The sequence below is a fragment of the Chelatococcus sp. CO-6 genome (assembly GCF_001271345.1).
GTDB classification, from domain to species: domain Bacteria; phylum Pseudomonadota; class Alphaproteobacteria; order Rhizobiales; family Beijerinckiaceae; genus Chelatococcus_A; species Chelatococcus_A caeni.
In genome coordinates this window covers 2,083,550-2,101,997 of the sequence record NZ_CP012398.1, presented here as the reverse complement: position 1 = coordinate 2,101,997, position 18,448 = coordinate 2,083,550, and the positions used below count along the sequence as shown (strand labels likewise).

The following is an 18,448-nucleotide window of genomic DNA, read 5'->3' as shown; positions in this document are numbered from 1 at the left end:
GCGATGGCCGCCGTCCTTTCCGTCCCCTCCCCGCTCTCCGGGACCCTGCCCGAGGACGTCGTCCTCAGGGCCGAGGACCTGCACACCCACTTCATCGTCGGCGAGCGCGCGGCGAAGTCCGTCGACGGCGTAACGCTGACGGTGCGCCGGGGCGAAACGCTCGCCGTCGTCGGCGAATCGGGCTCGGGCAAGTCGGTGACGAGCCTGTCCATCATGCGCCTCCTCGCCCATCCCGGCCGCATCGTCAGAGGGAAAATCCTCTACCGGATGCGCGACGGCACGGTCGTCGATCTCGCGACCTTGCCGGAAAAGCGCATGCGCGCCATCCGCGGCAAGGAGATCGCCATGATCTTCCAGGAGCCGATGACGAGCCTCAACCCGCTCTACACCGTCGGCGACCAGATCATGGAGATGATCCGCCTTCACGAGCCGGTCTCCCGGCATGAGGCGCGTCAGCGCGCGAGGCAGATGCTCGAGCTCGTCGAGATCCCGGCGGCCGAGAAGCGGCTCGACCAATATCCCCACGAGATGTCGGGGGGCATGCGCCAGCGCGTGATGATCGCGCTCGCGCTCTCGTGCAACCCCGCCCTCCTCATCGCCGACGAGCCGACGACGGCGCTCGACGTCACCATCCAGGCCCAGATCCTCGACCTGATGCGCCGCCTGCAGCGCGACATCGGCATGAGCATCCTGTTCATCACCCACAATCTCGGCGTCGTCGCCGAGATCGCCCACGAGGTGGCGGTGATGTATGCCGGCCGCGTCGTCGAGCAGGCCCCGGTCGAGGCGCTCTTCGCGCGGCCGCGCCACCCCTATACCAAGGGCCTCCTCGCCTGCATCCCCAACCCGGAGCGCGACCGGGCGGCGGACGGGGCGCGGCTGATGTTGAACCCCATCCCCGGCAACGTCCCGAGCGTGCTCAACCTGCCGCCGGGCTGCACCTATGCGCCGCGCTGCCCGCTCGTCGAGCCGCGCTGCGAGGGCGAGGCGCCGGGCCTCGTGCCCGCCGGCCCCGGCCACCTCTCCCGCTGCTTCAGGCACGAGCTGCTGTGACCGCCATGAACCATTCCCCATCCCCTCAGGGCGGCGACGTGCTGCTGTCCGTCCGCAATCTCTCCAAGCGCTTCCACACGGCGAGCGGCCCGGTGAAGGCGGTCGAGGACGTATCCTTCGACGTGGGCCGCGGCCGCATCGTCGGCATCGTCGGCGAATCGGGCTCGGGCAAGACCACCGCCGGGCGCTGCATCCTGCGGCTCGTCGAGCCGTCGGAGGGCGAGGCCGTGTTCGACGGGGTCGACCTGTTCAAGCTGCCGGAAAAGGCGCTGCGCGCCTATCGGCGGCGCATGCAGATCATCTTCCAGGACCCCTATTCCAGCCTCAATCCCCGCATGCGCGTGGGCGACATCATCGGCGAAGCCATCGACACGCACGGCCTCGCCAAGGGGGCGGCGCGGCAGGCGCGCATCGCGGACCTCCTGGCCCGCGTCGGCCTCAGCCCGGAACATGCGCGCCGCTATCCGCACGAGTTCTCCGGCGGCCAGCGCCAGCGCATCGGCATCGCCCGGGCGCTTGCCGTCGAGCCCGAGCTCATCGTCGCCGACGAGCCCGTGTCGGCGCTCGACGTCTCGGTACAGGCGCAGGTGCTCAACCTCATCCAGGAACTGCAGAAAGAGCTGGGCCTCACCATGCTCTTCATCTCGCACGACCTCACCGTCGTCGAATATCTGTGCGACGACATCGTGGTGCTCTACCTCGGCCGCATCATGGAGCAGGGCCCGTCGCGCGAGGTCTACGCCAATCCGCGCCATCCCTATACCAAGGCGCTTCTCTCGACCGCGCCGATCCCCGATCCGACGGTCCGGCGCGAGCGCGTCATCCTGCAGGGCGACATCCCGAGCCCGCTCGACCCGCCGTCCGGCTGCGTCTTCCGCACGCGCTGCCCCTTTGCCATCGAGGCCTGCGCGAAGGCCGTGCCGCCGCGCGAGAGCGTCTCACCCAGCCATTCCGTCGCCTGCATCCGCCAGGCGGAGCTCGCCACCCTCGCCACGCAGAAGGTCACCGCATGACCCCCTACCAGCGCCTCGCCGATCTCGGGCTTACGCTTCCGCCGGCGCCCAAGCCCGTCGCGACCTACGTGCCTTTCGTGCAGGAGGGCAATCTCCTCTTCCTCTCGGGCCAGGGGCCGCGCGAGGCGGACGGCCGTCAGCGCACCGGCAAGGTCGGCGCCGAGATCGGCGTCGAGCAGGCCTATGACGATGCGCGGCTGACCGGCCTCAACCTCCTCGCCGTGATGCACGAGGCGCTCGGCGACCTTGCCCGCGTGCGGCGCGTGGTGAAGCTGCTCGGCATGGTCAATGCCGTGCCGGATTTCGGCGACCATCCGAAGGTCATCAACGGCTGCTCGGACCTCTTCGTCGCCGTCTTCGGCGAGGCCGGCCGCCACGCCCGCTCGGCCGTCGGCTTCGGCTCGCTGCCGAACAACATCACGGTCGAGATCGAGGCGATCGTGGCGGTGGATTGAGCGAAGGCCCGCCGGCTCCCGCGCAACCGTCATGCCCGCGCCCGTCGCGGGCATTCACGCCTTGGAAAGCTGTGCAACGTCAAAGACGTGGATGGCCGGGACGGGCCCGGCCATGATGGCGGGAACGGTGCGCTCCCGGTTCGGTCAGCATCAGGGGAAGAGGGCCGGCCGGCACTGTCTATGCCGTTCGGTCGTTCATGTCCCAAGGGAGAAGAAGCTGCCGCCCGCTATTCTCCCGCTGCCGCCTTCTTCGTTGGTTTGCCGGCTGCCTTTTTAGCGGGCGCCTTTTCAGCCGGCTTCTTTGCGGCAGCTTTCTTCGCAGGGGCCTTCTTGGCGGCCGGCTTTTTCGCCGCTGCCTTCTTGCCACCGCCGGAGGCGCGCTTGGCACGGATGAGGGCGATGGCCTCCTCCAGGGTCAGCGCGTCCTTGTCCATGCTCTTGGGCAGGGTGGCGTTGGTCGTGCCGTCGGTGACGTAGGGACCATAGCGACCGGCCTTGACGCTGAGCTGCTTGCCGCTCTCCGGCTCTTCGCCCAGCACCCGGCCCGGATCGGCCGCGCCGCCCCGGCGTCCGCCGCCCTGCTCCTTCGTGATGATCAGGTCGATGGCCCGGTTGGCACCGATGTCGAGCACGTCGTCGTCCTTGCCGAGATTGGCGTAGGTTCTCTCGTGCTGGACATAAGGCCCGAAGCGACCGATGCCGGCGAGGATCGGCTTGCCGCTCTCGGGATGCGTCGCGACCTCGCGCGGCAGCGACAGCAGCTTCAATGCCTTTTCGAGGTCGACGAGATCCGGCGCAAGGCCCTTGGGCAGGGTCTGGCGCTTGGGCTTGTCGCCCTCGCCGAGCTGCACATAGGGACCGAAGCGCCCGTCGCGCAGCGTGACGTCGAGCCCCGTCTCAGGGTCCTTGCCGAGGACGCGCGGGCCGCCGTCGGCGGCAGCGCTCGTCTCACCATCGCCGTTCGCCGCGAGCTGGCGCGTGTAGCGGCACTCCGGATAGTTGGAGCAGCCGATGAAGGAGCCGAACTTGCCGAGCTTCAGCGACAATTGACCGGTGCCGCAGCTCGGGCAGGCGCGCGGATCGCTGCCGTCCGCCTTCTTCGGGAAGATATGCGGCCCGAGCTCCTCGTTGAGGGCGTCGAGCACCTCGCTCATGCGCAGGCTCTTCGTCTCGTCGATGGCGGCGATGAAGTCGCGCCAGAAGTCGCGCAGCACCGCCTTCCAGTCGATCTCGTTGTTGGAGACGCGGTCGAGCTGCTCCTCGAGGTCGGCCGTGAAGTCGTATTCGACATAGCGGCGGAAGAAGCTCTCGAGGAAGGCCGTGACGATGCGGCCCTTGTCCTCGGGCACGAGGCGCTTCTTGTCGATCTCGACATAGCCGCGCTCCTTGAGCACGGCGAGCACGGCCGCATAGGTCGAGGGCCGGCCGATGCCGAGCTCTTCCATGCGCTTGACGAGGCTCGCCTCGGTGTAGCGCGGCGGCGGCTCGGTGAAGTGCTGCGTCGCGCGAATCTCGCGCTTCTCGAGGGCATCGCCGGCCTTCATGGCGGGCAGGCGGCGGCTCTCCTCGTCCTCCTCGTCGTCGCGGCCTTCCTGATAGAGCTTCAGGAAGCCGTCGAAGGTCACCACCTGGCCGGTGGCGCGCAGGTCGAGCACGCGGCCGGCGGCCTTCGCCTCGATATCGACCGTGGTGCGCTCGAAGACGGCCGATTCCATCTGGCTCGCCACGGTGCGCGTCCAGATGAGGTCGTAGAGCCGGGCCTGATCGGGATCGAGCTGGCGCGCCACCATGGCCGGCAGGCGGCCGAGATCGGTCGGGCGCACAGCCTCGTGCGCCTCCTGCGCGTTCTTGGCCTTGGTCGTGTACTTGCGCGGCACTCCGGGCACATAGGCGTCGCCGAACTCCTTGGCGATAACGCGGCGAGCGCCGGCGACCGCCTCCGGGGCCATGTCGACGCCGTCGGTACGCATATAGGTAATGAGGCCAACCGTCTCGCCGCCGATCTCGACGCCCTCGTAGAGCCGCTGGGCGAGCTGCATGGTGCGCGCCGGGGCGAAGCCCAGCTTGCGCGAGGCCTCCTGCTGCAGGGTGGAGGTGGTGAAGGGCGGCTGCGGGTGGCGCTTGGCCGGCTTGGCCTCGACCGCGGTGACGCGGAAGGCCGCCGCTTCGAGCGCCTTCCTGAAGGCCTCAGCCTCCTCGCCCTTGCCGATGTCGAGCCGGGTGATCTTCTTGCCGTCGGCGCCGACGAGGCGGGCCTCGAAGGTCGCGCCCGCCCCCGTCGCGAGGAGGGCGATGAGCGACCAGTATTCCCGCGCCACGAAGGTCTCGATCTCGCGCTCGCGGTCGCAGACGAGGCGCAGCGCCACCGACTGGACGCGCCCGGCAGAACGGGCGCCGGGCAGCTTGCGCCACAGCACCGGCGAGAGATTGAAGCCGACGAGATAGTCGAGCGCACGGCGGGCGAGATAGGCATCGACCAGGGCCTGGTCGATCTGGCGCGGCTGGCGCATCGCCTCGAGCACCGCGTCCTTGGTGATGGCGTTGAAGGTGACGCGCTCGATGGCCACGTCCTTCAGCACCTTCTTCTGCGTCAGCGCCTCGATGACGTGCCAGGAGATCGCCTCGCCCTCGCGATCCGGGTCGGTGGCGAGGATGAGCTTGTCCGCCCCCTTCACCGCCCTCGCGATGTCCGACACGCGCTTGGAGCCGCGGTCCTCCAGCTCCCAGATCATGGAGAAATCGGCCTCGGGGTCGACCGAGCCGTCCTTGGCCGGCAGATCGCGGATGTGGCCGAACGAGGCCAGGACCTCGTAGTCCTTGCCGAGGTACTTGTTGATCGTCTTCGCCTTGGCGGGAGATTCGACGACAACGACTTTCATCAAGAGTTCCTCGGCGAGCCTTCAAGAAAATGCGGGCGGCCGGCGCAAACACGGCCGGCGGGCGGACTAGTTGAGTGAAAGGGGGCGCGGAGTCAAATGGCAAGGCGATGACAGCGGCGCAAGAGGCGCCCGGCGCCGGCGGGGCCATTGCATCGGAGCCAGCGCTTTCGCGTCCTTTCTCGCGCAGCCCTTATCGACAAGGGCGAACGCCTCGTGTATAGGGCGCCACCAACTCAAAACAGCGTCGCCGAAACGCTCGTGTCCGCGGGACCTTCCCTTCGGGCATGCCGGCAGGAGTGATCGACATGAACATCATCGAACAGATCAACCAGGAACAGATCGCCAAGCTCACCGAAGCCAAGTCCATCCCGGACTTCGAGCCCGGCGACACGGTGCAGGTCAACGTCCGCGTCAAGGAAGGCGAGCGCAGCCGCGTGCAGGCCTACGAGGGCGTGTGCATCGCCCGTGACGGCGGCGGCATCAACGAGAGCTTCACCGTCCGCAAGATCTCCTACGGCGAGGGCGTCGAGCGCGTGTTCCCGCTCTATTCGCCGCTGGTCGAGTCGATCAAGGTCGTGCGCCGCGGCAAGGTGCGCCGCGCCAAGCTCTATTACCTGCGCGATCGCCGCGGCAAGTCGGCCCGTATCGCCGAGCGCGCCGAGCGCCGCACCGAGAACAACAAGGGCGAGTGATCCTTCGCTCATCTGGCGGCACCACCGCCGGCTCCCGGACGACGAAGCGCGGCCTCTCGCCGCGCTTTTTCATTTTTATCGTCCGCTTCGGCGCGGCACGCGCGGGAGCCATGCAAGGCGATGCGCGCGGGCGCGTTGTCGCTGTCGTTTTGATCTGTTAAAAACGGCGCAGAATGATGAGGCGCGGGCGCTCCATATGCCGGCCCGACGTGACGGCTTGCCGTTTGACGTCGCAGCCGCTGCCGACGACGCAGGAATTTGCGGCGCTGCACGATCACGCCCGCCTGCCGTGGCGCTTCTTCGCGCGCCTCCTGGCCTGCACCATCGCCGACCTTCGCCGCGCCTGAGCCGGTGCCCGTCAGGGCGCCCGCCAGGCACCGCGCCCCGCGAGGGGGACGGCCGCAGGAGCGGCCCGTGACGCGGGTGAACATGTCCCGACCAGCGAAACCGAGGCGGGACATCTGAGCGACAAGAGCACCGATGGCAGCCGCCATCACAGCATGAGAAGCCGAAAGCCCATGACAGCGCGCACCCTCTACGACAAGATCTGGGACGATCACGTCGTCGACACCCAGCCCGACGGCACCTGCCTCATCTACATCGACCGCCACCTCGTGCACGAGGTCACTTCCCCGCAGGCCTTCGAGGGCCTGCGCGTCGCCGGCCGCAAGGTGCGCGCGCCGCAGAAGACGCTCGCCGTCGTCGACCACAACGTGCCCACCACCGACCGCTCGCACGGCATCGAGGATCCCGAGAGCGCGCTGCAGGTGGCGACGCTCGCCGACAATGCGCGCGACTTCGGCGTCGAATATTACAACGAGCTCGACCAACGCCAGGGCATCGTCCACGTCGTCGGCCCCGAGCAGGGCTTCACCCTGCCGGGCACCACGATCGTGTGCGGCGACAGCCACACCTCGACCCACGGCGCCTTCGGCGCGCTCGCCCACGGCATCGGCACCAGCGAGGTGGAGCACGTGCTCGCCACGCAGACGCTGATCCAGAAGAAGGCGAAGAACATGCTGGTTCAGGTCGACGGCGCCCTGCCCGAGGGCGTCACGGCCAAGGACATCATCCTCGCCATCATCGGCGAGATCGGCACCGCCGGCGGCACCGGCCACGTCATCGAATATGCGGGCGAGGCCATCCGCTCGCTGTCGATGGAAGGGCGCATGACCGTCTGCAACATGTCGATCGAGGGCGGCGCCCGCGCCGGCCTCGTCGCGCCGGACGAGAAGACCTACGCCTATCTCAAGGACAAGCCGAAGGCCCCGAAGGGCGCGGCCTGGGACGAGGCCGTGCGCTTCTGGGAGACGCTGCGCACCGACGAGGGCGCCCATTTCGACAGCGTCATCCGGCTCGATGCGGCCAACCTGCCGCCCATCGTCACCTGGGGCACGAGCCCGGAGGACGTCATCTCGGTCAACGGCGCGGTGCCGAACCCGGACGAGATCCAGGAGGAGACGAAGCGTCAGTCGAAGTGGCGGGCGCTGGAATACATGGGCTTGAAGCCAGGCACGAAGATCACCGACATCGCGCTCGACCGCGTCTTCATCGGCTCCTGCACCAACGGGCGCATCGAGGACCTGCGTGAAGTCGCGCGCATCGTCGCCGGCAAGACGGTCAACCCCAACGTCAACGCCATGATCGTGCCGGGCTCCGGTCTCGTGAAGATGCAGGCGGAGGCCGAGGGCCTCGACCGGATCTTCAAGGCCGCCGGCTTCGACTGGCGCGAGCCCGGCTGCTCCATGTGCCTTGCCATGAATGCCGACAAGCTGAAGCCCGGCGAGCGCTGCGCCTCCACCTCGAACCGCAACTTCGAGGGACGCCAGGGCTTCAAGGGCCGCACCCACCTCGTCTCCCCCGCCATGGCGGCGGCGGCGGCGATCGCGGGGCACTTCGTGGACGTGCGCAGCTTCGGCTGAGCCAGACGTGCCAGGGTCAATGACACAAGGGCCGGCCCTCGCGGGCCGGCCCGGCATGGAACGGCTCCTGCCGTCAGTAGCGGCACAGCGGGCGCCAGCGGACCACCCGGCCGTGACCGGGGATGAAGCGCACCTGCTTCACCCAGCGGCAGCGGTAATAGGGCCCGTCGTAGACGGGAGAGGCGAACCAGCCGGCGCCCCACACCGGGTGCGGATAGGGCCTGTGATGCCAGCCGTGGCGGGCCTCGGCACTGCCGGAGCCGAGCGCCGCGGCGCCGAGGCCGGCGAAGAGGGCGAGGGCCAGCAAGCCGGCCTTGCCGCCGATGCGGGGGAGATGACGCTGCGTCGAGGTCTTGGTCATGGGTTCGGTCTCCTGAAGGGTTCATCGGTCGTTCCCGTTGCGCTCCCTGAGGGCAGACGCGAGATGATCATGGCCTTTGCTGCAGCCCGTCGCGGTGCTGCGCAGCACACGCAGGCGTGGCGGAACGGAGGCCTTCGAGGTGGTCGCGATGAAGGGCGATGACGAGAAGCGGCAGCGCGAGGCGCGCGAGGCGCTGGAACGGGTGGAGCGGGACAGCGAGACGCTCGCCTCCTCCTCCCTCGGCCGCGCGACACGGCGTCTCGGCGCGCATTTCTCCGGCCGCGACGCGGACCACCCGGACGACGACCGCATCGAGGTCTGGGGCAAGCGCATCGGCCGCGTCCTCGGCCTCGTGCTCCTCATCTACCTCGCCTATGCGCTGATGCAGCAGCTGGCGCACTGATCCATGGAAACGGGGCCCATGAGCACGAGCCGGGACACGGACCACCTTCGCGCCCTGACGGCGCCGGACATCGGGACCTTCGAGGATCTCGCCCAGGCGGCCTTCGACGCCCTGCCGGAGGATTTCCGCCGCCTGTGCGACGGCGTCCTCATCCGCGTGGAGGATTTCCCGGACGAGGAGACCATGGAGGAGATGGGCTGCGAGAGCCCGTTCGACCTCCTCGGCCTCTTCCGCGGCTACGGCCTCGCCCAGCAGGGCGCGGTGCCGATGTCGGGGCAGATGCCCAACATGGTTTTCCTCTACCGCCGGCCGATCCTCGACTACTGGGCCGAGCACGAGGAGACGCTCGGCTCCCTCGTCACGCATGTCCTCGTGCACGAGATCGGCCACCACTTCGGCCTCTCGGACGAGGATATGGAAGCGATCGAGGCCGCGGCGGGGTGACCGGCGCGGTCGCCGGCTGCGCTAGGCGCGCCAGGCCGGCTTTGATATGACATTCGGCAATATAGGTCGCCGCGGCGGCCGCAGACGGACGGAAGAGCGAAGATGGAGAAGTTCACCACCCTGACGGGCGTCGCCGCGCCGCTCGAGATCGTCAATGTCGACACCGACATGATCATCCCGAAGCAATATCTGAAGACCATCAAGCGCACCGGCCTCGGCAAGGGCCTGTTCGCCGAGATGCGCTACAACGAGGACGGCTCGGAGAACGCCGATTTCGTGCTCAACAAGCCGGCCTACCGCAAGGCGCAGGTCCTCGTCGCGGGCGACAATTTCGGCTGCGGCTCCTCGCGCGAGCATGCGCCGTGGGCCCTGCTCGACTTCGGCATCCGCTGCGTGATCTCCACCTCGTTCGCCGACATCTTCTACAACAACTGCTTCAAGAACGGCATCCTGCCCATCACGGTGTCGCCGGAAGACCTCGACAAGCTGATGGACGACGCCCGCCGCGGCGCCAACGCGACGCTGACCATCGACCTCGAGGCGCAGGAGATCCGCGGGCCGGACGGGGGCAAGGTCAGCTTCGAGATCGACGCCTTCCGCAAGCACTGCCTGCTCAACGGGCTCGACGACATCGGGCTCACCATGGAGAAGGCCCCGAGCATCGAGGCCTACGAGACGAAGACGGCGACCTCGCATCCCTGGCTCTGAGAGGGATGGGGCGAGCGGCAGCGAATTGAGGGGCAGCGGCAGCGGAAGCGAGGCCGCGCCGCGGCCTGAGCGGCACCCTTCCCCCCTCACCCTGCCCTCTCCCCGCAAGCGGGGAAGGGTTCGCGGTGGGCCCAGCGCGTGAACCTTCCTGCACCATCACTCGACGAACGGCGGAGATGGACGGCATGAGCCTCGACACCTACCTCGTCTTCCTGCCGGCCTGCTTCGCCATCAACATGGCCTTCGGGCCGAACAACCTCCTGTCGCTGACGAACGGGGCACGCGAGGGGGTCTGGCGCGCCACCGCCGCGGCCGGCGGGCGGCTCGTCGCCTTCGCCATCATGATCGTCATCGCCGCGCTCGGCCTCGGCGCGGTGCTGGCGACGTCGGAGATGCTGTTCAGCGTCGTCAAATGGGCGGGCGCGGCCTATCTCGTCTATCTCGGCTTCCGCCTGCTGCGCGCCGGCGCTCCCGAGCTCACGGCGCTCGAGACGAGCGCGCGCACACCCCTCGGCCGGCTGGCGCTGCAGGAATTCTGGGTGGCCGCCGGCAACCCGAAGGCGATCCTCGTCTTCACCGCCTTCTTCCCGCAGTTCCTCGACGGCGGCCATTATGCGCTGAATTTCCTCGTCATGGGCGCGACCTTCATCGCGCTCGAGGTCGTCGCCATCGCCGCCTATGCCGCCTTCGGCGGGCGCCTGCGCTCCCTGACGCGCGGGCAGCGGACGCTGAGGCTCTTCAACCGCGTCAGCGGCAGCCTGATGATCGGTTTCGGCGTCATGCTGGCGCTGACCCGGCGGCCCACCGCCTGACCCAACCCCGATACGAGAGGACCATCCGGATGACGCGGCAGCTGATCTCCACCGGCTCACCTTTCGAGAGGGCCTACGGCTATTCGCGTGCCGTGATCGACGGGCCCTTCGCCTTCGTCGCCGGCACGACCGGCTACGACTACGCGACGATGGCGATGCCGGAGGATGCGGCCGCGCAGGCGCGCAATTGCTGGACGACCATCGCGCGCACGCTGGAGGAGGCCGGCTTCTCGCTCGCCGACATCGTGCGCGCCACCTATTACGTCACCGACGTGGCCCATGCCGAGCCGCTGCTCACCGTCTGCGGCGAGGTGCTGGCCGAGGTGCGACCGGCCGCGACGCTCCTCGTCGTCGCCGGCCTCCTGAAGCCCGAGATGAAGGTCGAGATCGAGGTGACGGCGCTGAAGCGCCGCGTCTGACCGCGAAACGGAGCCCCTCGCCCGTGGCCAAAGCCATCCACACCATGATCCGCGTGCTCGACGAGGCGCGCTCGGTCGCCTTCTACGAGACGGCCTTCGGCCTCAAGATCGCCGACCGCTTCGTCTTCGACGGCTTCACGCTCGTCTACCTGCGCAACGCCGAGGCCGATTTCGAGGTCGAGCTCACCGTCAACCACGGCCGCAGCGAGCCCTATGCGCTCGGGGACGGCTACGGCCACCTCGCCGTCGCGGTCGAGGATCTCGACGCCGAGCACGCCCGCTTCACCGATGCCGGCCTCGCTCCCCAGCCGATCAAGGAGTTCTTCCGCGACGGGGCGCTGATGGCGCGCTTCTTCTTCGTCACCGATCCGGACGGCTACAAGATCGAGGTGCTCGAGCGCCACGGCCGCTATCGCTGAGCGGGCATCCGGCGCGAGCCATGCGCCGGAACGCCTTGCCAAACCCGCACCCGCGCAGCAAAAGGCTGCGCGACCATCTTATTCCGCGCAACACGAGGGCATCATGGCGTCCTACAATCTCCTTCTCCTCCCCGGCGACGGCATCGGCCCCGAGGTCATGGCCGAGGTCGAGAAACTCGTCGGCTGGTTCACGAAGACCGGCATCGCCCGTTTCGAGACGGAGAAGGACCTCGTCGGCGGCTGCGCCTACGATGCACATGGCGTCGCCATCACCGATGCGGCCATGGACCGCGCGCAGGCGGCCGACGCCGTGCTCTTCGGCGCCGTCGGCGGGCCGAACTGGGACAAGGTGGCCTACGAGCACCGCCCCGAGGCGGGCCTCCTGCGCCTGCGCAAGGAGCTCGGCCTGTTCGCCAACCTGCGCCCGGCCATCTGCTATCCGGCCCTGGCCGATGCCTCGTCGTTGAAGCGCGAGCTGGTCGAGGGGCTCGACATCGTCATCGTGCGCGAGCTCACCGGCGGCGTCTATTTCGGCGAGCCGAAGGAGATCGTGACGCTGGAGAGCGGCGAGAAGCGCGCCGTCGACACGCAGCTCTACACGACCCATGAGATCGAGCGCATCGCCCGCGTCGCCTTCGAGCTCGCCAAGGTGCGCCGCAACAAGGTCTCCTCGGCCGAGAAGCGCAACGTGATGCGCACCGGCGTGCTGTGGAACGAGGTCGTCACCCGCGTCCACAAGAACGAGTATCCGGGCGTGGAGCTGGAGCACGTGCTCGCCGACAACTGCGGCATGCAGCTGGTGCGCAACCCGAAGCAGTACGACGTCATCGTCACCGACAACCTGTTCGGCGACATCCTGTCCGATGTGGCGGCCATGCTGACCGGCTCGCTCGGCATGCTGCCGTCGGCCTCGCTCGGCGCCGAGGATCCCGCGACCGGCAAGCGCAAGGCACTCTACGAGCCCGTGCACGGCTCGGCCCCCGATATCGCCGGCAGGGGCCTTGCCAACCCGATCGCCATGATCGGCTCCTTCGCCATGGCGCTGCGCTATTCCTTCAGCCTCGTGAAGGAGGCGGACATGCTGGAGAAGGCCGTCGCCAACGTCCTCGACGGCGGCCTGCGCACGAAGGACATCGCCGGGCCGGGCGTCAATGCCGCGGGCACGGACGAGGTGGGCGACGCCATCGTCAAGGAAATGGAAAAGCTCACCGGCTGAGCCCGGACGCAGCCTGCAACGACGAAGCCCGGCCGTCCGGCCGGGCTTTTTCGTTGTCTCTATCTCAGCGGCAAGGACTTGCGTGCGTCATGGCCGGGCTTGTCCCGACCATCTATGCCGTCGATCTTGCTTGAGAATTCAAGGCGTGGATGCCCGCGACAAGCGCGGGCATGACGAAATCCACCCATCACCCTCAGCGCGGCGCCTGGAAGTCGATCGCGCCGAAGGGATTGCGACCGCCGCCGATGCGCGGGGGCAGCACGGTGGATCCGAACTTCTCCTGCACGTTGGCATAGACGGGCGGGGAATAGCTCTGACCGGAGAGCACATAGTTCGACATCGATCCGACGGGCACGACGTTGCCGGGATCGAGATAGCTGCGCGGCGTCACCGTGATGGTGCGCACGCGGCTCTGGGCGTAGGCCTCACCGGCAACGGCGAGACAGGAAGCCGCCATGGCAGCGGCCGACAGGATGATGGTGAGATGACGCATGGTGCTGACCCTCGCTTGCCATATCGGCCCGGCCACTAGCCACAGAATAGCATAACGGGCCGTGAAGGGCGCCGCCGCCGACCGGCACAGACCCTTCCCGGCGCTCAACTTGCGGTGACGGGCGGCTCACGTGCGCCCGAAGGAGGCCGGCCGGACCGGCGGCAAGGGCACGTCGGCCGAGGTCGCGAGCAGTTCCGCGATACCGTCGGCCGCCGGCGCCTCCTCCGCCACCCGCGGCGCAGCGCCGCAGGTGGCGGCCGGCCTTGCCGCATGGAACAGAGCCTTCAGGCCTCCGTCGTCGAGCGAGGCGGCCGGCTCGAGGCCGTCGATGACGCAGCGCAGGGCGGCGTCGGCGCGCGGCGTGTCATCGGCGCCGCAGACCCAGCCGCTGAGGCGCAGGGCTGGTGCATCGTGCAGCAGGCGAAAGGCGGAGCAGCTGCGCACGACGCCCTGGCCGACCAGCTGCGCTTCCGCAACCTCCATGGTGCCGAACTTCGTCGTGACGCCACGCGGCACCGACGTGCGGGAGACGGCGAGCCCCGCCTCCGAAGCGGCCCGCACCATGTCGACGAAGAAGCTGGACGGAGTGCCCGCCTCCCCGCCCGGCCGATAGACCGACAGGCGCAGATGCGGGCCCGGCGTCGCGAAACGCCCGATGCCGATAATATCCTCCTGCCCGCCGAGGCCGTGATGCTGGGCCTCGTAGCTGCGTTCCCTGTCGCCGAAGCCGGGGCCGATGCCCGAGGCCGCGAGCGAGAACACGGGCACGGGCGCGCTCGCGCGGATCCAGATGGGGCGCGCCACGGCGGCGTCGAGGCCGGGCGTCGCCGGCACCGCTGCATCCTCCGCGAGCCTGACGTCCGCCTGCGCGTCACCGGCTCCGGCGCCCTCAGGCCCCTTCGCGGCCTGAAGGACATAGGCGCCGCCGGCAAGGGCGACGACGAACAGCCCGGACAGGAGCGTGCGCTGCAGCCGCGCCGCGGCGCTACGCCGCGGCCGCCGGCGCACCGGCCGGTCCAATTCCTCGTAGAGCCTGTCGCCCGGCGACAGGTGCGGCATGGGCGGCCCCGCCGCACGGCCCTGGTGATATCGCTTCATGGACACGCTCCCTGCCCTTCTGTTGCCGAAGGTTTTCCGGTGTCGTAGCGGACAAGGCTCGCCGCATATGCCTGACCATCGGTTACCGCCGCGCGGCGATCTCCAAGGAGAGTCAACGACCCGTTGCCGGGCAGGGTCCTGCGGTAACGTTAACGGGCCACACCGGCCGCTCCGTGCATCCACGTCGCGCTTGACAGAACACGCCCGCCGTGGTGCAGAGACGGGTGCGGCTCGCTCTCGTTCGGCCGCGACTGGAACCGACGGACTTTCCATGGCTTCGCCGCTTGCGCTCAGCACGCTGACGAAAACGAAAGCCACGCTGACGGCCAAAACGGCCGGCTGACAGTCCGCTCGTCCCCCCGGTCCTCTCCCCACGGGGCGAGAGGAGGCGCCCGAGACGGCGCACGACGCCCGAGGGGGAGACGCGAGAAGTTCGAGGAGACAACGTGATGGGTTTCAAGGTCGCTGTCGTCGGCGCCACAGGCAATGTGGGCCGGGAGATGCTCGACATCCTGGCCGAGCGCGCCTTTCCGGCCGACGAGGTCGTGCCGCTCGCCTCGCGCCGCAGCATCGGGCAGGAGGTCTCCTACGGCGACAAGACGCTGAAGGTGAAGGACCTCGCGACCTACGACTTCTCCGACGTCGACATCTGCCTGATGTCGGCCGGCGGCGACGTGGCGCGCGAATGGGCGCCGAAGATCGGCGCCCAGGGCGTCGTAGTCATCGATAATTCCTCGGCCTTCCGCTACGACGCCGACGTGCCGCTGATCGTGCCCGAGGTGAATGCCGACGCCGTCGCGGGCTTCACCAAGCGCAACATCATCGCCAATCCGAACTGCTCGACGGCGCAGCTCGTGGTGGCGCTGAAGCCGCTGCACGATGCCGCCGGCATCAAGCGCGTCGTCGTGTCGACCTACCAGTCGGTCTCCGGCGCCGGCAAGGAGGGCATGGACGAGCTCTTCGACCAGACGCGCGCCATCTTCTCGGCCGGCGAGGTGAAGAACAACAAGTTCACCAAGCGCATCGCCTTCAACCTCATCCCCCATATCGACGTGTTCATGGAGGACGGGTTCACGAAGGAAGAGTGGAAGATGACGGCCGAGACGAAGAAGATCCTCGACCCGAAGATCAAGCTCACCGCCACCTGCGTGCGCGTGCCGGTCTTCATCGGCCATTCGGAGGCCGTGAACATCGAGTTCGAGAAGCCGATCACGGCGGACGAGGCGCGCGACATCCTGCGCTCGGCCCCCGGCTGCCTCGTCGTCGACAAGCGCGAGCCCGGCGGCTACATGACGCCGCACGAAGCGGCGGGCGAGGACGCCACCTACATCAGCCGCATCCGCGAGGATGGCACGGTGGAGAACGGCCTCGCCATGTGGATCGTCTCCGACAACCTGCGCAAGGGCGCGGCCCTCAACGCGGTGCAGATCGCCGAATGCCTCGCCAACCGCAAGCTGATCACGGCCAAGAAGAAGGCGGCCTGAAGAAGGCAGTCGGGAATTGGCAATCGGCAGTCGCTGTCATCCGACTGCCTACTCCCGATTGCCGACTGCCTCGCTATGTGCAGCCGATCGCCGACACCCGCCCCGGCAGGTCCGCGATCACCGGTGCGAAGGCGCCCGTCGCAGGGTCGCGCACGAGCAGATGGCCCGTGGCGACGCCGAAGAAGGCGCCATGCAGCGCCAGCCGCCCCTTCTCCACGAGAATGCGCACGCAGGGGAAGGTCATGAGGTTGGCGAGGCTGTTCTCAATGGCCGCATATTCGAGCTTGCGCAGATAGTCCGTCTCGGTGTCGCCATCGCGACGCGGGCCGAGGCGCTCCGCCGCCGGGGCGATGAGATCCATCCACTTGCCGATGAAGTCGCCGGGCGAGAGCGGCTCGGATTCGCCGGCGAAGGCGCGAATGCCGCCACAATGGGCGTGGCCCAGGACGACGATGTGCTTCACCTTCAGCGCCTGGACGGCGAATTCCAGCGCCGCGCTGGTGCCGTGGTGGGAGACCTTGTCCGGCTCGTAGGGCGGCACGAGGTTGGCGACGTTGCGCACGACGAACATCTCGCCCGGCGCGGCGTCGAAGATGACCTCAGGCGAGACGCGCGAGTCGCAGCAGCCGATGATCATGATCTCCGGCCGCTGACCCTTCTCGGCGAGATGCTCGAAGCGATCACGCTCGCGCGGCAGGCGCTCGTTGACAAAGGACGTGTAGCCGTCGGTCAGCCGTTGCGGGAACTGGGCGCTTGCCATGTGCCGGTCCTCCTTCGATGTCACGCGGTAAGTGCCGCAAGGGTTGCGAGATCGACGTTGCTGCCGCAGGCGAGGATGCCGAGCCGCTCGCCGGGGGCCGGCACATAGGCGCCGGCGATGAGGGCGGCGAGCGCCGTCGCCCCGCCCGGCTCGGCCGCGATCCTGAGGCCGCGCCAGAGCCGGCGCTGCGCCTCGACGATCGCCTCGTCGGGCACGAGCACGACGCGCTCGACCGCGCGCTCCGAGATGCCGTGAACGAGCGGCCCGACGTTGCGGGCGCCAAGCGAATCGGCCGCCACCGATTCGACCGGCACGTCGACGGGCGCACCGGCTGCGAGCGCCGCGTGCAGCGCACATGAGCCCTCCGGCTCCACCCCGACGACCTTGACCTTGCTGCCGTGCCACCAGGAGGCGATGCCGGCGATGAGCCCACCGCCGCCGACGGCGACGAGAACCGTGTCGAGATCCGGCACATGCTCTTCCCACTCGCGGCCGACAGTGCCCTGGCCGGCGATCGTCTCGGCCGCGGAGAAGGGGTGGATGCGCAGCGCCCCGCTGTCGGCGACGTAGCTGTCGCAGGCGTCCTGGGCGTCGGCATAGCGGGCGCCGCCGATGACGATGTCGGCGCCGAAGGCGCGGATCGCCGCGATCTTCGGGGCGCTCGAGATCTCGGGCACGAAGATGCGCGCCTTCACGCCGAGCTCCATCGCGGCATAAGCCACCGCCGCGCCATGATTGCCGCCCGAGGCGGCGGCAACGCCCGCCGCCGGCACGGGCAGCGACAGGAGCGTGTTGAAGGCGCCGCGCGGCTTGAAGGAGCCGGCGTGCTGGAGGAGCTCCAGCTTGATATTGACGGGGACGTCGAGCCCGAGGTCGCCGGCGGCGAGGTCGATGACGGGCGTGCGGCGGATATGCGGGCGGATACGCTCATGGGCCGCCTCGATCGTCGCGCGCGAGAGCGGGCCATCGGCCAGGGTGCCGTGCATGGAATATCTCCTCGGTGGTCGCGCGGACCATAGCGGCAGGAAGCGGCGCCTCCAACCCTCCGCGGATTGTCTTATGTCCAGATGGCGACTGGTAAATTCGCCTCGTCACGGCCCGGCGGATCGGGGAAGCTGCGGGCTTCGCCACGGGCGATCCGCAGGGCGACGGTGAGATTGGCGAGGGCGTCGAGCACGTCGTCCGGGCCCGTACCGCGCGGGCGCAGGCCGAACGCGCCGTCGCCGAAGCCGGCGGCGCGCAGGAGGCGTTCACGAAGGGCGAGGCCCGCCGGCCAGGGGCGGCCCTTGACCTTCTTGGGCTGGGCGAGCGCCCGTTCGCCGTTGAGGCGCCAGAAGGCGACCTCGGGATGGGCCTCGAACACCCGGCCGGCGAGATCCGGCCGGCCGCGCAGCAGCGCGTCGAGCTCTCGGATCTTCGGAAAGAGATGGAAGCATTGTTTCGACACCCGCCGCGGCGGATCGGAGGTCGCGAGCGCGGCGGCGCAGGCCGCAGCGTAGTCACCGGCATGGACGGCCGCGCGGGACGGCACGGAAAAGACGCTCGACTGGCGCCCGCCGAGGAGCGGCCGCACCAGCGCCTCGGGGCCGCGTCCGCCATGGCCGACGCGCTCCGGCAGGCCGATGGGCATGTCGACGGCCACGATGGCCGGCACCTCCGCGAGGCCGAAGAGATCCTCGAGGCGCGGCACGACGAGGAGGCGGGCCGCGAAGGGTTCGACGGCCCGCGCCAGCGCCGCAACCCATCCGGCCGGACAACCGTCGACCCCCGCCAGCCACATGCCGCGTTCTCCGCACCCCCGCCTGTCCACAGGCAGC

At 69.0% G+C, this 18,448-nt stretch carries 21 protein-coding genes; 14 read left to right on the top strand and 7 right to left on the bottom strand.

What is annotated here, in order from left to right; genetic code table 11:
• Positions 1 to 3: 3 nt before the first annotated feature.
• The 3 genes from AL346_RS09870 to AL346_RS09860 are packed head-to-tail and all read left to right on the top strand — an operon-like array spanning position 4 to position 2,521.
• Entirely contained in the window at positions 4 to 1,053 is a 1,050-nt protein-coding gene (locus tag AL346_RS09870; RefSeq protein ID WP_019404444.1) for an ABC transporter ATP-binding protein, read from the top strand.
• Positions 1,054 to 1,058: 5 nt separating this feature from the next.
• Positions 1,059 to 2,066 (top strand): ABC transporter ATP-binding protein, encoded by a 1,008-nt coding sequence (locus AL346_RS09865; protein WP_040405518.1) that lies wholly within the window; start codon positions 1,059 to 1,061, stop codon positions 2,064 to 2,066.
• Positions 2,063 to 2,521: a RidA family protein gene (locus tag AL346_RS09860; protein WP_019404446.1), complete on the top strand. Its 459-nt coding sequence runs from the start codon at positions 2,063 to 2,065 to the stop codon at positions 2,519 to 2,521. Before AL346_RS09865 ends, AL346_RS09860 begins: the two co-directional genes overlap by 4 nt.
• Positions 2,522 to 2,748: 227 nt before the next feature.
• Here the strand turns inward: AL346_RS09860 and topA are convergent, their stop codons facing one another.
• The gene (topA, locus tag AL346_RS09855) at positions 2,749 to 5,400 is read right to left on the bottom strand and encodes a type I DNA topoisomerase (RefSeq protein WP_053193598.1); all 2,652 of its coding nucleotides are present in this window, start codon (positions 5,398 to 5,400) and stop codon (positions 2,749 to 2,751) included.
• Positions 5,401 to 5,705: 305 nt separating this feature from the next.
• Here topA and rplS point away from each other — a divergent pair, with 305 nt between their 5' ends.
• From rplS to leuC, 3 genes are all read left to right on the top strand, one after another.
• Entirely contained in the window at positions 5,706 to 6,092 is a 387-nt protein-coding gene (rplS, locus tag AL346_RS09850; protein ID WP_019404448.1) for a 50S ribosomal protein L19, read from the top strand.
• Between the two features lie 224 nt (positions 6,093 to 6,316).
• Positions 6,317 to 6,439 carry a hypothetical protein gene (locus AL346_RS25800; RefSeq protein ID WP_019404449.1) on the top strand — a complete coding sequence of 41 codons (123 nt, stop codon included), beginning with the start codon at positions 6,317 to 6,319 and terminating at the stop codon, positions 6,437 to 6,439.
• 171 nt (positions 6,440 to 6,610) lie between these two features.
• Entirely contained in the window at positions 6,611 to 8,014 is a 1,404-nt protein-coding gene (gene leuC, locus AL346_RS09845; RefSeq protein ID WP_019404450.1) for a 3-isopropylmalate dehydratase large subunit, read from the top strand.
• 73 nt (positions 8,015 to 8,087) lie between these two features.
• On the opposite strand, the gene AL346_RS09840 is transcribed toward leuC, so the two are convergent.
• Positions 8,088 to 8,375, bottom strand: coding sequence for a hypothetical protein (locus AL346_RS09840; protein WP_019404451.1), 288 nt, complete (start codon positions 8,373 to 8,375; stop codon positions 8,088 to 8,090).
• Positions 8,376 to 8,451: 76 nt separating this feature from the next.
• Between AL346_RS09840 and AL346_RS09835 the strand changes: the two genes are divergently transcribed.
• The 7 genes from AL346_RS09835 to leuB all read left to right on the top strand — a co-directional run bounded on the left by AL346_RS09835 (position 8,452) and on the right by leuB (position 12,796).
• Positions 8,452 to 8,778, top strand: coding sequence for a hypothetical protein (locus AL346_RS09835; RefSeq protein ID WP_019404452.1), 327 nt, complete (start codon positions 8,452 to 8,454; stop codon positions 8,776 to 8,778).
• Positions 8,779 to 8,796: 18 nt separating this feature from the next.
• On the top strand, positions 8,797 to 9,222 hold the full coding sequence (locus AL346_RS09830; RefSeq protein WP_019404453.1) for a metallopeptidase family protein: 426 nt from the start codon (positions 8,797 to 8,799) through the stop codon (positions 9,220 to 9,222).
• A 102-nt stretch (positions 9,223 to 9,324) separates the two neighbouring features.
• The gene (gene leuD / locus AL346_RS09825; protein WP_019404454.1) at positions 9,325 to 9,930 is read left to right on the top strand and encodes a 3-isopropylmalate dehydratase small subunit; all 606 of its coding nucleotides are present in this window, start codon (positions 9,325 to 9,327) and stop codon (positions 9,928 to 9,930) included.
• Positions 9,931 to 10,115: 185 nt separating this feature from the next.
• A complete protein-coding gene (locus tag AL346_RS09820) occupies positions 10,116 to 10,742 on the top strand; it encodes a LysE family translocator (protein WP_026015532.1) in 627 nt (208 codons plus the stop codon).
• Between the two features lie 29 nt (positions 10,743 to 10,771).
• On the top strand, positions 10,772 to 11,161 hold the full coding sequence (locus AL346_RS09815) for a RidA family protein (RefSeq protein ID WP_019404456.1): 390 nt from the start codon (positions 10,772 to 10,774) through the stop codon (positions 11,159 to 11,161).
• Between the two features lie 23 nt (positions 11,162 to 11,184).
• Entirely contained in the window at positions 11,185 to 11,580 is a 396-nt protein-coding gene (locus AL346_RS09810; protein ID WP_019404457.1) for a VOC family protein, read from the top strand.
• A 103-nt stretch (positions 11,581 to 11,683) separates the two neighbouring features.
• Positions 11,684 to 12,796, top strand: a complete 1,113-nt coding sequence (gene leuB / locus AL346_RS09805; RefSeq protein WP_019404458.1) for a 3-isopropylmalate dehydrogenase — start codon at positions 11,684 to 11,686, stop codon at positions 12,794 to 12,796.
• Between the two features lie 193 nt (positions 12,797 to 12,989).
• On the opposite strand, the gene AL346_RS09800 is transcribed toward leuB, so the two are convergent.
• Together AL346_RS09800 and AL346_RS09795 are read right to left on the bottom strand one after the other, a co-directional pair.
• Positions 12,990 to 13,289 (bottom strand): hypothetical protein, encoded by a 300-nt coding sequence (locus tag AL346_RS09800; RefSeq protein ID WP_019404459.1) that lies wholly within the window; start codon positions 13,287 to 13,289, stop codon positions 12,990 to 12,992.
• 126 nt (positions 13,290 to 13,415) lie between these two features.
• A complete protein-coding gene (locus AL346_RS09795; protein WP_019404460.1) occupies positions 13,416 to 14,387 on the bottom strand; it encodes a hypothetical protein in 972 nt (323 codons plus the stop codon).
• A gap of 449 nt (positions 14,388 to 14,836) precedes the next feature.
• Between AL346_RS09795 and AL346_RS09790 the strand changes: the two genes are divergently transcribed.
• Entirely contained in the window at positions 14,837 to 15,871 is a 1,035-nt protein-coding gene (locus tag AL346_RS09790; RefSeq protein WP_019404461.1) for an aspartate-semialdehyde dehydrogenase, read from the top strand.
• A 73-nt stretch (positions 15,872 to 15,944) separates the two neighbouring features.
• Here AL346_RS09790 and AL346_RS09785 read toward each other — a convergent pair whose 3' ends face one another.
• The 3 genes from AL346_RS09785 to AL346_RS09775 all read right to left on the bottom strand — a co-directional run bounded on the left by AL346_RS09785 (position 15,945) and on the right by AL346_RS09775 (position 18,411).
• A complete protein-coding gene (locus AL346_RS09785; protein ID WP_019404462.1) occupies positions 15,945 to 16,631 on the bottom strand; it encodes a carbonic anhydrase in 687 nt (228 codons plus the stop codon).
• Positions 16,632 to 16,651: 20 nt separating this feature from the next.
• Positions 16,652 to 17,617 carry a threonine/serine dehydratase gene (locus AL346_RS09780; protein ID WP_019404463.1) on the bottom strand — a complete coding sequence of 322 codons (966 nt, stop codon included), beginning with the start codon at positions 17,615 to 17,617 and terminating at the stop codon, positions 16,652 to 16,654.
• A gap of 71 nt (positions 17,618 to 17,688) precedes the next feature.
• The gene (locus tag AL346_RS09775; protein ID WP_019404464.1) at positions 17,689 to 18,411 is read right to left on the bottom strand and encodes a DUF429 domain-containing protein; all 723 of its coding nucleotides are present in this window, start codon (positions 18,409 to 18,411) and stop codon (positions 17,689 to 17,691) included.
• Positions 18,412 to 18,448 lie beyond the last annotated feature (37 nt).

Excerpts from the sequence above, each read along its gene's own strand:
- AL346_RS09870 (WP_019404444.1), top strand. The coding sequence starts at position 4 with ATGGCCGCCGTCCTTTCCGTCCCCTCCCCGCTCTCCGGGACCCTGCCC.
- AL346_RS09865 (WP_040405518.1), top strand. The coding sequence starts at position 1,059 with ATGAACCATTCCCCATCCCCTCAGGGCGGCGACGTGCTGCTGTCCGTC.
- AL346_RS09860 (WP_019404446.1), top strand. The coding sequence starts at position 2,063 with ATGACCCCCTACCAGCGCCTCGCCGATCTCGGGCTTACGCTTCCGCCG.
- topA (WP_053193598.1), bottom strand. The coding sequence starts at position 5,400 with ATGAAAGTCGTTGTCGTCGAATCTCCCGCCAAGGCGAAGACGATCAAC.
- rplS (WP_019404448.1), top strand. The coding sequence starts at position 5,706 with ATGAACATCATCGAACAGATCAACCAGGAACAGATCGCCAAGCTCACC.
- leuC (WP_019404450.1), top strand. The coding sequence starts at position 6,611 with ATGACAGCGCGCACCCTCTACGACAAGATCTGGGACGATCACGTCGTC.
- AL346_RS09840 (WP_019404451.1), bottom strand. The coding sequence starts at position 8,375 with ATGACCAAGACCTCGACGCAGCGTCATCTCCCCCGCATCGGCGGCAAG.
- AL346_RS09830 (WP_019404453.1), top strand. The coding sequence starts at position 8,797 with ATGAGCACGAGCCGGGACACGGACCACCTTCGCGCCCTGACGGCGCCG.
- leuD (WP_019404454.1), top strand. The coding sequence starts at position 9,325 with ATGGAGAAGTTCACCACCCTGACGGGCGTCGCCGCGCCGCTCGAGATC.
- AL346_RS09820 (WP_026015532.1), top strand. The coding sequence starts at position 10,116 with ATGAGCCTCGACACCTACCTCGTCTTCCTGCCGGCCTGCTTCGCCATC.
- AL346_RS09815 (WP_019404456.1), top strand. The coding sequence starts at position 10,772 with ATGACGCGGCAGCTGATCTCCACCGGCTCACCTTTCGAGAGGGCCTAC.
- leuB (WP_019404458.1), top strand. The coding sequence starts at position 11,684 with ATGGCGTCCTACAATCTCCTTCTCCTCCCCGGCGACGGCATCGGCCCC.
- AL346_RS09800 (WP_019404459.1), bottom strand. The coding sequence starts at position 13,289 with ATGCGTCATCTCACCATCATCCTGTCGGCCGCTGCCATGGCGGCTTCC.
- AL346_RS09795 (WP_019404460.1), bottom strand. The coding sequence starts at position 14,387 with ATGAAGCGATATCACCAGGGCCGTGCGGCGGGGCCGCCCATGCCGCAC.
- AL346_RS09790 (WP_019404461.1), top strand. The coding sequence starts at position 14,837 with ATGGGTTTCAAGGTCGCTGTCGTCGGCGCCACAGGCAATGTGGGCCGG.
- AL346_RS09785 (WP_019404462.1), bottom strand. The coding sequence starts at position 16,631 with ATGGCAAGCGCCCAGTTCCCGCAACGGCTGACCGACGGCTACACGTCC.
- AL346_RS09780 (WP_019404463.1), bottom strand. The coding sequence starts at position 17,617 with ATGCACGGCACCCTGGCCGATGGCCCGCTCTCGCGCGCGACGATCGAG.
- AL346_RS09775 (WP_019404464.1), bottom strand. The coding sequence starts at position 18,411 with ATGTGGCTGGCGGGGGTCGACGGTTGTCCGGCCGGATGGGTTGCGGCG.